Origin of the sequence: Bradyrhizobium sp. ORS 285 (assembly GCF_900176205.1) — a bacterium.
Lineage (GTDB): Bacteria > Pseudomonadota > Alphaproteobacteria > Rhizobiales > Xanthobacteraceae > Bradyrhizobium.
This window is the reverse complement of record NZ_LT859959.1, coordinates 6,388,874-6,403,337: the sequence shown is the minus strand read 5'-3', so window position 1 is coordinate 6,403,337 and position 14,464 is coordinate 6,388,874. Positions and strand designations below refer to the sequence as shown.

The following is a 14,464-nucleotide window of genomic DNA, read 5'->3' as shown; positions in this document are numbered from 1 at the left end:
GCCAGTTTGTCGCATGGATGCAGCCTTGCCTCGTCGAGGCTGGGCAAGAATCCAAATTAGGAGGCTAGGAGGGCTCGGCGCGGTGCGACTTCGAGCCATAGCCGTATCATCGTCCAGTTTCGTATCAAGGCAAGCGGAATCGCCTCTCGTGCGGCGTTGGCCTCGGCAGAGGCGGCGTGTTGAGCTGCAATAGCCCACGCGGTGATGCGGGCGAGGAAGTCGTTCAGGCCGAGAATGTTGAGGACGCGGCTAAAGTTGTAAGAGAGCGCCATGAGGCTCCATTCCCCGCGAACCTTGTCGAAGCTGCGGACGAGGAAATGCTGATACCCGGCGCGGCACTTGAGTGTGCCGAACGGATGTTCGACGAGGGCTGAGCGGCGACGCATCAGCTGGCCAGCCTGTTCGCTCGCCATTCTCTGGCGGTGACGATCCAGCACCTCCTCGTGCTCCCACCGAGAGACGTTGCGGCTTTTGGCCTTCGCGGAGAGGCAAGACGCCTTGAGGGGGCAGACGCTGCAGGTCGGCACTGAGCCCAGGTAACGGCGTTCCATTCTGCCGCTCGTATTCTTCCAGAGCTTCTTCGTGGGATGCAGCGCCTGGCCTGCGGGACACCGGTAGGTGTCGGTTGCGGAATCGTAGGTGAAGTCAGCTCGCGTGAAGCGCGTGTGCTTCTTGCCATTGCCGTGATGCAGCGGGACATAGGCGGTGATGCCATCATCCTCGCAAGCCTTGATATCCTCGCTGTTGTAGTAGCCGACATCGGCCAATATCTGCAGCGACGAGACCTCCAGGTTCTCCTTGGCCGCTATCGCCATCATATGCAGGTGTCGGACATCGCTGCGATTGACGACCTCGCTGGCGACGATCAGCTTGTTCTTGTCGTCAACGACGCTCTGGACGTTGTAGCCTGCAATCGTCTGATCGCCCTTGCTCAGCAGCCGCGCATCGGGGTCGGTCTTCGACACCTGTCCCTTGTCGTTTTTGTCAAGGTTCTCCAGATCGGACTGAGCGCGCTCACGCCGCGCCATCAGTTCCTTGATCCTGTCCCCGACATCGCCGCCGCCATTGCCATCCTTGCCGTTGTCGGGCCGCTTGGCTTCTGCTGCATCGTTGGTGTCGAGGGACTTGCCGTACGCCTCGATCTCCTCATCGAGCTTGGCGATCTGTTTGGCGAGCTTCCCGCGCGTGAAGATGCTGTCCTTGCTGGCATTGCCGTGGAATAGCGCCCCGTCGACCGCGACCAGGGTCCCGCCGATCAGATCGAGTTCGCGAAGCAGCAGCACGAAACTGCGGTTCGCGGCCTTCAGGGCCGCCCAGTTCTCCTTGCGGAAATTGGCGATCGTCCGGTAGCCGGGCTTGAGAGACTTCAGCAGCCAGATCAGTTCCAGATTGCGGCAGGCTTCACGCTCCAGCCGGCGTGATGACCGGATCTGGTTGATATAGCCATACAGGTACAGCTTCAGCAGATCGGACGGGGCGTATGGCGGCTGTCCCGCTCCCGCCGCGCGCCGGTCGGCGTGCCGAAATCCAAGCTTGGCAAGGTCGAGCGCATCGACATAGCCATCGATCGCACGAACCGGATTGTCCGCAGATACGTAATCCTCGATCCGCGGTGGAAACAGGCTGGCTTGCTCGCGGCTCTCACCGCTCTTGAACGGGCGATTCGTCATAAGCCGAATCGTACATCCCGCCACGCAAAACGCCCGAGATTCTTGCCCAGCCTCGTCGGGCAAATCACCTCCAAATTTCCGCGCATCCCGCCTCACATCGAAGGGGCGTTGCGCGCGATCGTCACGACACGCGAGGCGGGGAGGCGATGGCCGCGAGATGCCGCAGCGTGGGGAGACCTGCGCCGACGAACGGCAGCTTGCGGACGGTCAAGTCGCGTGGTTCTGACCTCCCGAGGCTGAGGTCAAGTTTACGCTGTTGCTGATGCGCTGCGTAGACGACGGTGGCCAAATAGCCGGCGCACCGGGGAGATCGCGAAGCAGCCGTAAGTCCATCGCGCAGGGAATGCCGGAATGTCGGCTGAACCTGTGGTACCTGCCGCCTGCATTTTCTTTCGCAGGCGGGCCATGGGTTGCGGCCAGCACCCGGCATTCCCTGCGCCCTTCGACTTCGTTGAGGGGTGACAACGATCAGCACAGCTCGGGCATCAGATGCCGCGGGATCGCAAGCGCGCGCCGAAAATACTGCTGTCGTCCCGGCGAACGCCGGGACCCATAACCCCAGGGAAGTGATTACACACGATGGAGGACCAGCGTCGCGTCTCAACAGAGGCCGGTGTCTATTGGGCCCCGCGTTCGCTGGGACCACAGTGGAGACTGCGGGACGACCGTGGATCGCAGCGATCAGGCTGGCATGAGGCCGCCGTCCTACGCCTTGGCCGCCTTCGACGCCAGCGCATCGGCCACCGCGGTTCTGATATCGGCGACCGAGAACGGCTTGGTGATCACGTCATGCGCGATCGCATTCAAATTCGACGCCCGCTCGCGCTGATGGGCAAAGCCGGTCATCAGCAGGATCGTCAGATCGGGGAAGTCGCGCGCCGCCGACAGCGCCAGCGCGATGCCGTCCATGATCGGCATCTGGATGTCGGTCAGCAGCAGGTCGAAGGCGCCGTTCTCGCGCGTGAGGATATCGAGCGCCTCGGCGCCGTCCTGCGCGGTGACGGTCTCGTGCCCATCCATCGCGATCGCGCGGGCGACCAGCGTCCGCATCGAGTCTTCGTCGTCGGCGATCAGCACGCGCGACATGTCATCGTCTCTCCGTGTCGTGAGCCCCGCGGGCGACCCACGAGACCGGAACCATCATGCACTGCCGGCAGCGAGATCGCGCCGGTTGAAGAACCGTATATCGATATTGCGGCCTTCGGGAGGGGGCGAGGCGAGGCGCGACTTGAATGCGATGCGCTCGCCGGGCTTGAGCACGGGCTGCTCGAGCAGGGTGTTCCAGGCGTAGATCTCGGTACCCTGCGCATCCCGCACGCTGAAGCGCAGCCGCGGCAGGTCGACCGCCTTTTTGGTGATGCTGACGATCGTGCCTTCGATCACCAGCACCGGCTTGCCGTCGACGGTTTCGGTTGCCAGCTTCACGTCCTTGAAGGCGGCCCCGCGCAGATTCACCTCCAGCCCGACCCATTTGTAGAACGAGGCGGTCTGCGGCATCAGCTTGACGACGTCGGCGCGCCAAACCATGAGCGCGACCGTGAGCGACGCCATCGCGGCCGTCAACGCCGGCAGGCCGAACACCTTCTTGCCCGGGAAGTGCGGCAAGGCCGGACGCCTGACCAATTTGGCGAGGCCTGCAAGGCGGGCGAGCCGGCCCTGGGGCGGGGCCTCGGCATCGGGCTGGGCCTCGTCGGTCTCATCGGCAACGGCATCCTCGGGCCAGCCGGCGGCGATCGACGGACTTTCCACCTCGGGCTGCTCATCGGGCTCCTCGCGGGCGAGGGCCTCCCATTCGTCGGCGGCGTCGCGCGGCGCGGATGCCGCGCCGGCTTCGGCCATTTCCGGAATCGGGGCGGGGGCCTCGACCGCGTCTTCCGGTCGCGCCAGCCAAACCTCCTTGCAACGGGAACAGCGTACGCTGCGACCGGCCATACCCAGGGTTGCCAAGTCGATGGCGTAAGATGTCGCACAATGGGGGCAAACGATGAACATCGCGCCAGGTCTCCAACGGGCATTGCCGCTTTGTTTCCGAGAGTTCGTGCTACAAGGACCGCCATGTTGACGAACGTCGGAACGCAATCGCGCCATTGGTACATGGCAACCATTAACGAACCGGAAACCATAACGGGCGCTCAATCGGGCGATCGTAATCCCGGGCTTGCCGCGTGCGGATCGACCCTGCGCGCCGTCGAACGGAGCTGACGCTTTGGTTCGGTTCGAAAATGTTGGGCTGCGCTATGGACTGGGGCCGGAGATCCTCCGCGACCTCAGTTTTCAGATTCCGGCCCATTCCTTCCAGTTTCTGACCGGCCCGTCGGGCGCCGGCAAGACCTCGCTGCTCAAGCTGCTGTTCCTGTCGCTGCGGCCGACGCGCGGGCTGGTCAATCTGTTCGGCTATGACATCTCGCTGCTCAGCAAGGAGGAGATCGCCGATCTGCGCAAGCGCATCGGCATCGTGCTGCAGGACTTCCGTTTGCTCGACCACATGACCACTTATGAGAATGTGGCGCTGCCGTTCCGGGTCATGGGGCGCGACGAGTCGAGCTATCGCAAGGAGGTGATCGATCTCCTGAAATGGGTCGGCTTGGGCGAGCGCATGGATGCGCTGCCGCCGATCCTGTCGGGCGGTGAGAAGCAGCGTGCGGCGATTGCGCGCGCGGTGATCTCGCGGCCGCAATTGCTGCTCGCCGACGAGCCGACCGGCAACGTCGATCCGACCTTGGGGCGCCGCCTGTTGCGGCTGTTCATCGAACTGAACCGCTCGGGGACGGCGGTGATCATCGCAACCCACGACATCACGCTGATGGACCAGTACGAGGCCCGCCGGCTGGTGCTGCACCAGGGACGATTGCACATCTATGAGTAGCGTGGACGATCGCGGCCTCCTGGTCGATCTGGGCGAGGACCGCCCGCAACTGCCGGCGCAGGCGCGCATCGTGTCGCCGATCGTGCCGCGCGCCTCGATCGCGGGCCGCGCGCTGGTCGCCGTGGTGGCGATCATGACGTTCCTGGCGTCGATCACGACGGGCGGCGTGCTGCTGGTCAGCGAATCCGCGGCGGAATGGCAGTCGGACGTGGCCAGTGAGATCACGGTTCAGGTCCGTCCCAAGACCGGCCGCGACCTCGAGCGCGACGTCGCGCTGGTGACCGAGGCGATGCGGGCGCAGTCCGGCATCGTCGAGGTCCGGCCCTTCACCAAGGACGAGTCCAGCAAGCTGCTTGAGCCATGGCTCGGCAGCGGGCTGTCGTTCGACGAGCTGCCTGTGCCGCGCGTCATCATCGCCCGCGTGCAGCCCGGCACCAGCTTCGATCTCAACGCGCTGCGCAACCGCGTGACCCAGGTCGCGCCGACCGCCAGCGTCGACGACCACCGCGCCTGGATCGAGCGCATGCGCTCGATGACCGGAGCGACCCTGTTCGCCGGTTTCGGCATTCTCGTGCTGGTGATCGCGGCCACCATCATTTCGGTGTCGTTCGCGACCCGCGGCGCGATGGCGGCGAACCGGCCGATCGTCGAAGTGCTGCATTTCGTCGGCGCCGGCGACCGCTACATTGCCAATCATTTCCTGCGCCACTTTCTGCAGCTCGGTCTCGAGGGCGGTGTGATCGGCGGCGGCCTGGCGATGCTCGGCTTCGGGTTCTCGGAGTCGATCGCCAACTGGTTCTCCGGCACGCCGGTGGGAGATCAGTTCGCGGCGCTGCTCGGCACCTTCTCGCTGCGCCCGCTCGGTTACGTCGCCATCGCGTTGCAGGCCCTCGTGATCGCCGCTGTGACCGGCTGGGCCGCCCGACGCACCCTGTTCGCGACCCTGGCGAGCATCGATTGATGGCGGCTTCTGTCCCCAGCCGTCGCGTTGCGGATTTCACTTGGCCTGAAAACCGCCTAAAATCGTCCGCGCCGGGTTGAGGCAGGACGGGGTGAGCTGGGTCACGAACACGGGGACGACCGCGCGCCAGAGTAGGCTGCGAGCGAACGTGATCGGGATGCCGGCGAAACCTGCCGGTGTTCCCGGACTTGAACGACGGGAAGGCGCGACGGCATGGCGCCGCGCGCAGGCAGGCAGGGATACACGAAGCGTTGCATGGGGCCGAAGACCGACGATAGCCAGCGCAGGCTGCCGCTCACCGTGGTGGCGGGCCGCACGCTTGCGGGCATGGTTGGCATGCTCGGCCTCGGCTTCTTCGTGGCCGCGGTCGGCTTCGTCGGCTTTCTGTCGCAACTGCGCGGCGCCGAGATCAAGCCCGAGCGCAAGGCGGATGGCATCGTGGTCCTGACCGGCGGCTCGTCGCGGGTGTCGGATGCGGTGGAGCTGCTGGCCGGCGGCTACGGCCGGCGGCTGTTGATTTCCGGTGTCCACCCGACCAACGAGGCCAGCGACATCACCCGCTCGCTGCCGGAGGCGCGCTCGTTCATCAATTGCTGTGTCGACCTGGATTATTCCGCGATCAACACGCGCAGCAACGCGGCCCAGGCGCGGCGCTGGGCGGCGGAGCGCGGCTTCAAGTCGCTGATCGTGGTGACGTCGAACTATCACATGCCGCGCGCCATCGTGGAGCTGTCGCACGCGATGCCGAGCATGGATCTCATCCCTTACGCGGTCGTCGGCGAGAAGTGGCGCGACGAGCCGTGGTGGACCAGTGCGCCGACGTTGCGGCTGCTGTTGTCTGAATATGCCAAATACGTTGCTGCCGAGGCGCGGCTGCGGCTGGCGGATCTCGGGATCGATCTGGTACCCGAGAGCGAGCCTCCGACGGGTGCGATCTCGCGCCGTCCGGCGACGGCGCTGGCCAATTGAACTGGGTTCCTGATGGTTCTAATCTTCCTGCGTTCGCTTGTGTTCAACATCCTGTTCTACCCGAACTTCGTGTTCTGGCTGCTGGTCGCGCTGCCGACCCTGGCCATGCCGCGCGAGGCGCTGCTGCGGGTGGCGAACTGGTGGGCGCAGAGCAACATTTTCTTGATGCGCGTCATCTGCAACATCCGCGTCGAGTATCGCGGCGTCGAGAAGATCCCGAAGGGGCCGCTGATCGTCGCCGCCAAGCATCAGTCGATGTGGGAGACGATCTCGCTGCTGCATTTCTTCGATGCGCCGTTCTTCGTGCTGAAGCGCGAGCTGCTACGCATTCCCTTATTCGGGCAGTACCTGATCAAGGCCAACATGGTCGCGATCGACCGCAGCTCCGGCGCTCGTGCGCTGAAGCAGGTGATGCGGCGCGCAGCCGAAGAGGTGAAGCACGGCCGCCAGTTCGTGATCTTTCCCGAGGGCACGCGGCGGCCGGCGGGTGCGCCGCCGGACTACAAGGGCGGCGTCAGCCTGATCTACACGGATTGCGGTGTGCCCTGTCTGCCGGTGGCGCTCAATTCAGGTCTGTTCTGGCCGCGCCGCACGTTCCTGCGCTATCCGGGCACGCTGGTGGTGGAGTTTCTTGATCCGCTGCCGCCGGGCCTGCCGCGCGACGAGTTCATGACGCGTCTGCAGACGATGATCGAAGACGCGACGGGTCGTCTCGTCACAACCGGTCAAGCCGAACAGGCGCAGTTGTTCGGCCGCGTGCCGGTCGAAGTGAAGGCTTGATGCGCGCTACGGCGTACCGTCCGGTGCCGGATGCCGCGCGTGGCCGTCGTCGTGCAGCATCGTCGCCAGCCGATGCAGCTGCGTGTCGCGAAAACCCTGTGCCTCGATCGCCTTCACGGTCGAGATCACGTAGTCGCGATTGGCGCCCGATTGGCCGTGCCCCTGGCGCACATGGCGCAGCTGCTCCTGCAGCGACAGCCGCCCGGCATATTGCACATGGCCGCGGTCGACCACGTAGACCAGCGCACTCACCCGCTCGCGCCCGTCGTTCTCCAGCCATACCGAGCGCGTCACCTCGCGATACACCGAGGTCACCTGCTCGCGGGCACGCAGGTACGCGATGGTTTCGTCGCGCTTGTCGGCCGCAACGCGAAAGGCAATGCCACGACATGCTCCGCCGCGATCGAGACCGAGCACGAGGCCTGGGTTTTCCGGCGTGCCGCGATGGACGAAGGAATAGACGCAGAGTGCGCGATGCTCGCCGATCAGCCGCGCCGGCACCTGCTCGAGGAAGTCGAAGCCCGGGCGCCACATCAAGGAGCCATAGCCGAACACCCAGAGGTCGCCATGGGGAAGATCGCGGGGGGAGAGAGTCATTGCGGACATGACAGCGGACGCCTAAGTGTGGTGCTCGCGAATTGTTAATTTATGTACACAATCCGTGATCGTGGAATCGCCAAAATTGCTGCCCAAAGGGTGTCCTGCATGTCTCGTTTGCCGCAAGCGCGCCGCAGGCGCTCCCTCTGGGGACTCTTCATTGCCCCAATCCTGCTTCTGATCGCCGCCGTCGCGTGGAGCGCCTTCTGGTTCTTCGCTGCTTCGCAGGTCGATGTCCAGGCCGACGCCTGGCGCGCCCGCGAGGCGAAGGCTGGCCGCGTCTATGATTGCGCCAAGCGCTCGGTCGCGGGTTTCCCGTTCCGCCTCGAGGTGCGCTGTTCCGATCCGACGGTCGCGCTGTTCTCGCAAGCTGCGGGCACGCCATTGATGAACGCCAAGCTCGACGAGATCCTGGTCGTGGCGCAGGTGTGGGATCCGAAGCGGATCATCGCGGAGTTCAAGGGACCTGCTGTTATCGCCGATGGACGCGGTCCGGCCTCGTTCAATGCGAACTGGAGCGTGGGGCAGGCCAGCGTGCGCGGTCTGCCGGGGCCGCCTCAGCGCGCCGATCTCGTGTTCGAGCAACCGACCATCGACCGTGTCGAAGGCAATACTGCGGTGCCGACAGCGCGCGCCGATCACGCCGAGTTGCACGGCCGTCTCGCCGACGGCACGCCGCCGGATCAGCCGGTGCTGGAGACGGCGCTGCAGATCGCCAACGGCAGCATTCAGGGCGCTCATCCGCTGCTCGCCGAGCCGTTCAATACCGACATCCAGGGCCGCGTTACGGGGCTCAAGGATTTCCGGCCCAAGCCTTGGCCGGAGCGGTTTCGCGAGATCCAGGCGGCCGGCGGTCATGTCGAGATCGTCCAGGCGCGCATCCAGCAAGGCGAACTGCTCGCCATCGCCGCGGGCACGCTCAGCTTGACCGCCAATGGCAACATCGATGGCGAAGTGCAGATGACGGTGGCCGGGATCGAAAAGGTGATTCCGGCGCTCGGCCTCGACAAGATGCTGGAGAACGGTGTGCCGCAGGGAACGCTGGATCGCGTCGCGCCGGGCGTGAAGTCGCAGGACGTCAGCAATCTGCTCGGGGCGCTCGACCGCGCCATTCCCGGCCTCGGCAAGGTGGTGAAGCAGAACGCCAATGTCGGCGTCGCGCTCGGCATCAATGCGCTCGGTAAGGAGACCACGCTCGAGGGACGCAACGCGCGAACCTTTCCGTTGCGGTTCTCCGATGGCGTCGTGGTGCTCGGTCCGTTCAAGGTCGCGCGCGTCCCTCCGCTGTTCTGATCTCAGGGCTTCTTGATCTGCGGCAGCGGCCGGCCGAAATCCGGCGCCGCCGAATCCTGGCCAATGTCGACGATGCCGCGGCGGATCGCGCGCGTGCGGGTGAAGTGATCGAACAACGCCTCGCCGTCGCCACGCCGGATCGCGCGCGTCAGCTTCGACAGATCCTCGGTGAAGGTGCCGAGCATGTCGAGCACGGCGTCCTTGTTGCTCAGGAAGATGTCGCGCCACATCGTTGGGTCGGACGCGGCGATGCGGGTGAAATCGCGAAAGCCGCCGGCCGAGAACTTGATCACCTCGGACTCGGTCACCTGCGCCAGCTCGTCGGCGGTGCCGACGATGGTGTAGGCGATCAGATGCGGCAGATGGCTGGTGATCGCGAGCACGCGGTCGTGATGATCCGGCGTCATGATCTCGACCTTGGCGCCGAGCGCCGCCCAGAACGCGCGCAGATGATCGATCGCGCCGGCGTCAACGCCGTCGGGCGGCGTGAGGATGCACCAGCGGTTGATGAACAGTTCGGCGAAGCCGGAGTCCGGACCGGAATTCTCCGTGCCGGCGACAGGATGGGCCGGAACGAAATGAACGTTCGCCGGCAGGTGCGGAGCCATGTCACGGACGATCGCGCCCTTGACCGAGCCGACATCGGAGACGACAGCGCCGGGCTTCAGATGCGGAGCGATCTCCGCCGCGACCGGACCGCAAGCGCCGACGGGAATGCAGAGAATGACGAGATCGGCTTCCTTCACTGCCTCCGCATTGCTCGCGACCACGCGGTCGACGATGCCGAGCTCGGCGACGCGGGCGCGCGTCTTCTCCGAGCGCGCCGTGGTGATGATCTCGCCGGCCACGCCTTGCAGCTTAGCCGCGCGCGCGATCGAGCCGCCGATCAGGCCGAAGCCGATCAGCGCCACACGTTCGAAATGCCCTGCGACGCTCACTTCGCCCCCATGAAGTCACGAAGCGCATCGATCACGAGACGGTTGGCTTCCTCGGTGCCGATCGTCATGCGCAAGGCGTTCGGCAGCTTGTAGTTGGCGACCGCGCGCAGCACGAGGCCGCGCCGGGTCAGGAATTCGTCCGCCTCGACCGCGGTCCTGCCCTTGTCGGTCGGGAAGTGAATCAGGATGAAGTTGGTGACGCTCGGCGTCACCGTCAGCCCGAGCTTGCCGATCTCCTCGGTCAGCCTGTTGCGCCACGTCTCCGTGTGCGTCCTCGACATCTGCTGATGCGCGGTGTCCTCGATGGCCGCGACGGCCGCAAGCATCGCCGGCGCCGAGACGTTGAACGGCCCGCGAATGCGGTTGATGGCATCGACGATGTGCGCCGGGCCGAACATCCAGCCGACGCGAAGCGCCGCGAGGCCGTGGATCTTCGAGAAGGTGTGGGTCACCACCGTATTTTCGGTGGTCGCGACCAGTTCGAGGCCGAACTCGTAGTCGTTGCGCGAGACGTAGTCGGCATAGGCTGCGTCGAGCACCAGCACGACATGGGAGGGGAGGCCGGCGCGCAGCCGCTTGACTTCGTCGAACGGGATGTAGGTGCCGGTCGGGTTGTTCGGATTGGCGAGCCAGACGAGCTTGGTACGCGGCGTCACCGCGGCGAGGATCGCATCGACGTCGGTGCGATACTCGGTCTCGGCGGCCACGACATTCTTCGCGCCGCAAGCCATGGTGGCGATTGGATAGACCAGAAAGCCGTGCGCCGTCGAGATCGCCTCGTCGCCCTCGCCGAGGTACGTGTGCGCCAGCAGATTGAGGATTTCGTCCGAGCCGGCGCCGCAAACGATGCGATCGGGATCGAGGCCATAAATGCGGCCGATCGCTTCGCGCAGCACCCGCGAGGTGCCTTCCGGATAGTCCTCCAGATGCGCGGCCGCGCTCTTGAAGGCCTCTATCGCCTTCGGGGAGGGGCCGAACGGGGTCTCGTTGGCCGACAGCTTGAACACCTTGCGGCCGGGCTCGGGCGTGGGGCTCTTGCCGGGCGTGTAGGGCGCGATGTCGAGAATGCCGGGGTTCGGCACGGGGCGGTTCATCATCAACTCCGGACAATCATCTCGGGCGCAAGGGGGCCTCAGCTCGGAACCGTATAGCGTTTCGCATGGCCGCCGACGAGCGCCGCCGAGCGCACCGAGGCGCCCGCCGCGATCAGCGCCGACTTGATGCTGTCGAGGTTTGACGGCGCCTCGATCGACACCAGCAGAGCTGCGCTGTCGAAGGCGGTATCGGGCACCGCGACGACGTCCGCGAGCGGCGACAGCGCCCGTGAGACCTGCGCATTCCATCCGGAGACGCGGATGCTCCAGGTCTCGACCTCCAGCAGCATCGCGTCGTCGGCGACGCGCGAGACCGCGAACACCGGCAGAGCGGCCGGATGGTCGGCGCGCTCGATGAAGGGCAGCCGCGCGATGATCTTCGGCGCGCCCACGGGCTCCAGCGTGATCCACCACGGCGTATGCCCCGAGGTCGTCGACACCAGTGCCAGATCGCCCTTCGAGCGGGCCACCGCTTCGACGGCGGCCTGGGCGCTGAAATGCGCGACATACGGCACCACGAAGCCGAAATGGAACCTTGCGGAATCGCGCATCGCGGACTCGCCGACAGACACGTCGGCATGCACCGAGAACGGCGCCTGCACATAGGTGAAGGTCGAGACGATCACGCGCCAGATGCCCTCGACGGTGTCGAGCGGCAGGATGCCGCGATGCCGCTGCACCAGGCGGCGCATCATGTCCGCCTCGCGCGCGGGGCGGAATGCCGAGCCGACCTCCTGGGTCTTCTTGACCTTGATCAGCCGGTCGATGATGTCGGCCCGCTGCATCAGCAAGTGATGGACCTGCTCGTCGATCGCGTCGATCTCCTTGCGCAGATCGGCCAGGGAGGGCGGGGCAGGGGGCGGGTTCGACATGGGCGTGGTCACTCTGCGCGGGCCACGTCTTGACGCGCGGCCGACTGGAACGGATGCCGTTCTCTCCGATGCGCCGGGCCCGCGCAACAGCAAGTTTACCTTGTGCTGCCTAGGCTTGGCTGGACTGCAGCGGCGGCGGGCCGGTTCGTCCGGCAACCCCGGCTTGCCTTGACGCGGAGCGCCCGCGGGACTAGTTTCTGCCTGTTCCGTGGTCATTTGAGCCGGCCGGCTTGCAGCCACGTTAAAAAACTCGCTAAACAGGCCGGGGACGTTATCGATCCCGGCCGAACCCCAGTTCAGGCCGGGTTTTTCATGGCCTGATATGTCACGTGGTTCGGGAGCCCTTGCCGGAAGGCCGGGGTGAAAGACATGACAGGCCTGACGCCGAAATCCACCTCCGCGCTGCGCAGCGTTGCGCCGGAAGAGCGTTCGCACGAGGTCGACCATCCGAGCTCGCTGGTCGCGCAGTTCGGCGCCGACAAGCCGCTGAAGCTCGATTGCGGCATCGACCTCGCGCCGTTCCAGATCGCCTACCAGACCTATGGCGAGCTCAACGCCGACAAGTCGAATGCGGTCCTGATCTGCCACGCGCTGACCGGCGACCAGCATGTCGCCAACCGCCATCCGATGACCGGCAAGCCCGGCTGGTGGGAGACGCTGGTCGGTCCGGGCCGGCCGCTCGATCCGGCGCGCTACTTCATCATCTGCTCCAACGTGATCGGCGGCTGCATGGGCTCGACCGGGCCGGCGTCGCTGAATCCTGCGACCGGCAAGGTCTGGGGTCTCGACTTCCCGATCATCACCATCCCCGACATGGTGCGCGCGCAGGCGATGCTGATCGATCATCTCGGCATCGACACCCTGTTCGCCGTGGTCGGCGGCTCGATGGGCGGCATGCAGGCGCTGCAATGGACGGTGGCCTATCCGCACCGCGTGTTCGCCAATCTCGCGATCGCCTGCGCGACCCGGCACTCGGCGCAGAACATCGCCTTCCATGAGCTCGGCCGCCAGGCCGTGATGGCCGATCCCGAATGGGATCACGGCCGCTACGCCGACAAGGCCACGCATCCGCATCGCGGCCTCGCGGTGGCGCGGATGGCCGCGCACATCACCTATCTCTCGGACGCCGCGCTGCATCGCAAGTTCGGCCGCCGCATGCAGGACCGCGAGCTGCCGACCTTCTCGTTCGACGCCGATTTCCAGGTCGAGAGCTATCTGCGCTACCAGGGCTCGTCCTTCGTCGAGCGCTTCGACGCCAACTCCTATCTCTATCTGACGCGCGCGATGGACTATTTCGACATCGCCGCCGACCATGACGGTGTCCTTGCGGCGGCGTTCCGCGGCATCCAGACCCGGTTCTGCGTGGTGTCGTTCACCAGCGACTGGCTGTTTCCAACCTCGGAGTCGCGGGCGCTGGTGCATGCGCTGAACGCCTCCAGCGCGCGGGTGTCGTTCGCGGAGATCGAGACCGACAAGGGACATGATGCGTTCCTGCTCGACGTGCCCGAGTTCTTCGAGATCGCCAGCGCCTTTCTCGATTCGGCCGGCAAGGCGCGCGGCCTCAAGACCGTGACGGGAGGCTGAGCCATGAGCCTGCAAGGTGTGCTGCCGCTGAACGGCCTCACCGGCGGCGAGGTGCTGGCCTATCGCCCGGATCATCTCCTGATCGCCGGCATGGTCGAGCGCGGCTCGAAAGTGCTCGACATCGGCTGCGGCGACGGCGACCTGCTGCAGCTGCTGGAGAGCCGCGGCATCGACGGCCGCGGCATCGAGCTGTCGCGCGAGGGCGTCAACCATTGCGTCGCCAAGGGGCTGGCGGTGGTGCAGGGCGACGCAGACACCGATCTCGTCGACTATCCCGACGACGCCTTCGACTACGTAATCCTGTCGCAGACCCTGCAGGCGACGCGCCGGCCGAAGGACGTGCTGGAAAATCTGCTGCGCATCGGCCGCCGCGCCATCGTCACCTTCCCGAATTTCGGCTTCTGGCGGCTGCGACTGCAACTGCTCGTCGGCGGCCACATGCCGCGCACCGACAATCTGCCATTCACCTGGTACGACACGCCCAACATTCATTTCTGCACCATCAAGGACTTCGTGCAGCTCTGCGACGAGATCGGCGTAAAGATGGAGCGCGCGGTGGCGCTCGATAGTTACGGCCGCCCCTTGCGCGTCGCGATGCCCTGGTGGTTCTGGAACATGTTCGGCGAGCAGGGCGTGTTTCTGCTGAGCCGGGGTGAGCGGCGGTAAGGGGGCCACGCCCGCTCGTCGCCCGTAGTTCACGGCGCGCGCGTCATCCTCCGCTGTCGTCCCGGCCTTGAGCCGGGACCCATAACCACCGTTGGTCTTGGGACGATGACTCGCAGTTGCGCCTGACCGATAGATTCCGCGGTATGGGTCCCGGCTCAAGGCCGGGACGACAAC

Annotated in this window: 14 protein-coding genes and 1 riboswitch; of the genes, 7 read left to right on the top strand and 7 right to left on the bottom strand. The window is 65.6% G+C overall.

Going from position 1 to position 14,464, the window contains the following annotated elements:
- Positions 1–56 precede the first annotated feature (56 nt).
- From BRAD285_RS28715 to BRAD285_RS28705, 3 genes are all read right to left on the bottom strand, one after another.
- Positions 57–1,670: an IS1182 family transposase gene (locus tag BRAD285_RS28715; protein ID WP_087877574.1), complete on the bottom strand. Its 1,614-nt coding sequence runs from the start codon at positions 1,668–1,670 to the stop codon at positions 57–59.
- A gap of 705 nt (positions 1,671–2,375) precedes the next feature.
- Positions 2,376–2,756 carry a response regulator gene (locus BRAD285_RS28710; RefSeq protein ID WP_006615650.1) on the bottom strand — a complete coding sequence of 127 codons (381 nt, stop codon included), beginning with the start codon at positions 2,754–2,756 and terminating at the stop codon, positions 2,376–2,378.
- Between the two features lie 54 nt (positions 2,757–2,810).
- A complete protein-coding gene (locus BRAD285_RS28705) occupies positions 2,811–3,662 on the bottom strand; it encodes an MJ0042-type zinc finger domain-containing protein (protein WP_035648989.1) in 852 nt (283 codons plus the stop codon).
- 214 nt (positions 3,663–3,876) lie between these two features.
- On the opposite strand from BRAD285_RS28705, the gene ftsE reads away from it, so the two are divergent.
- The 4 genes from ftsE to BRAD285_RS28685 all read left to right on the top strand — a co-directional run bounded on the left by ftsE (position 3,877) and on the right by BRAD285_RS28685 (position 7,246).
- Positions 3,877–4,536: a cell division ATP-binding protein FtsE gene (ftsE, locus tag BRAD285_RS28700; RefSeq protein ID WP_006615648.1), complete on the top strand. Its 660-nt coding sequence runs from the start codon at positions 3,877–3,879 to the stop codon at positions 4,534–4,536.
- Entirely contained in the window at positions 4,529–5,497 is a 969-nt protein-coding gene (locus BRAD285_RS28695; protein ID WP_006615647.1) for an ABC transporter permease, read from the top strand. Before ftsE ends, BRAD285_RS28695 begins: the two co-directional genes overlap by 8 nt.
- A gap of 255 nt (positions 5,498–5,752) precedes the next feature.
- On the top strand, positions 5,753–6,466 hold the full coding sequence (locus tag BRAD285_RS28690) for a YdcF family protein (protein ID WP_050887013.1): 714 nt from the start codon (positions 5,753–5,755) through the stop codon (positions 6,464–6,466).
- 12 nt (positions 6,467–6,478) lie between these two features.
- Positions 6,479–7,246 carry a 1-acyl-sn-glycerol-3-phosphate acyltransferase gene (locus BRAD285_RS28685; RefSeq protein ID WP_006615645.1) on the top strand — a complete coding sequence of 256 codons (768 nt, stop codon included), beginning with the start codon at positions 6,479–6,481 and terminating at the stop codon, positions 7,244–7,246.
- Between the two features lie 6 nt (positions 7,247–7,252).
- Here BRAD285_RS28685 and BRAD285_RS28680 read toward each other — a convergent pair whose 3' ends face one another.
- Positions 7,253–7,852 carry a gamma-glutamylcyclotransferase gene (locus tag BRAD285_RS28680; RefSeq protein WP_006615644.1) on the bottom strand — a complete coding sequence of 200 codons (600 nt, stop codon included), beginning with the start codon at positions 7,850–7,852 and terminating at the stop codon, positions 7,253–7,255.
- A 99-nt stretch (positions 7,853–7,951) separates the two neighbouring features.
- Here BRAD285_RS28680 and BRAD285_RS28675 point away from each other — a divergent pair, with 99 nt between their 5' ends.
- Positions 7,952–9,136, top strand: a complete 1,185-nt coding sequence (locus BRAD285_RS28675; protein ID WP_006615643.1) for a DUF2125 domain-containing protein — start codon at positions 7,952–7,954, stop codon at positions 9,134–9,136.
- Between the two features lie 2 nt (positions 9,137–9,138).
- On the opposite strand, the gene BRAD285_RS28670 is transcribed toward BRAD285_RS28675, so the two are convergent.
- Genes BRAD285_RS28670 through BRAD285_RS28660 form a run of 3 tightly spaced genes read right to left on the bottom strand, consistent with a single transcriptional unit; the run spans position 9,139 to position 12,040 of the window.
- A complete protein-coding gene (locus BRAD285_RS28670) occupies positions 9,139–10,074 on the bottom strand; it encodes a prephenate/arogenate dehydrogenase family protein (protein WP_006615642.1) in 936 nt (311 codons plus the stop codon).
- Positions 10,071–11,168 carry a histidinol-phosphate transaminase gene (gene hisC, locus BRAD285_RS28665; RefSeq protein WP_006615641.1) on the bottom strand — a complete coding sequence of 366 codons (1,098 nt, stop codon included), beginning with the start codon at positions 11,166–11,168 and terminating at the stop codon, positions 10,071–10,073. Before hisC ends, BRAD285_RS28670 begins: the two co-directional genes overlap by 4 nt.
- Before the next feature lie 38 nt (positions 11,169–11,206).
- Positions 11,207–12,040 (bottom strand): chorismate mutase, encoded by an 834-nt coding sequence (locus BRAD285_RS28660; protein WP_006615640.1) that lies wholly within the window; start codon positions 12,038–12,040, stop codon positions 11,207–11,209.
- Positions 12,041–12,238: 198 nt separating this feature from the next.
- Positions 12,239–12,318, top strand: a riboswitch (SAM riboswitch).
- 91 nt (positions 12,319–12,409) lie between these two features.
- On the opposite strand from BRAD285_RS28660, the gene BRAD285_RS28655 reads away from it, so the two are divergent.
- Both BRAD285_RS28655 and metW read left to right on the top strand, forming a co-directional pair.
- Entirely contained in the window at positions 12,410–13,624 is a 1,215-nt protein-coding gene (locus tag BRAD285_RS28655) for a homoserine O-acetyltransferase (RefSeq protein ID WP_035648987.1), read from the top strand.
- Positions 13,625–13,627: 3 nt separating this feature from the next.
- Positions 13,628–14,290: a methionine biosynthesis protein MetW gene (metW, locus tag BRAD285_RS28650; RefSeq protein WP_006615638.1), complete on the top strand. Its 663-nt coding sequence runs from the start codon at positions 13,628–13,630 to the stop codon at positions 14,288–14,290.
- Positions 14,291–14,464 lie beyond the last annotated feature (174 nt).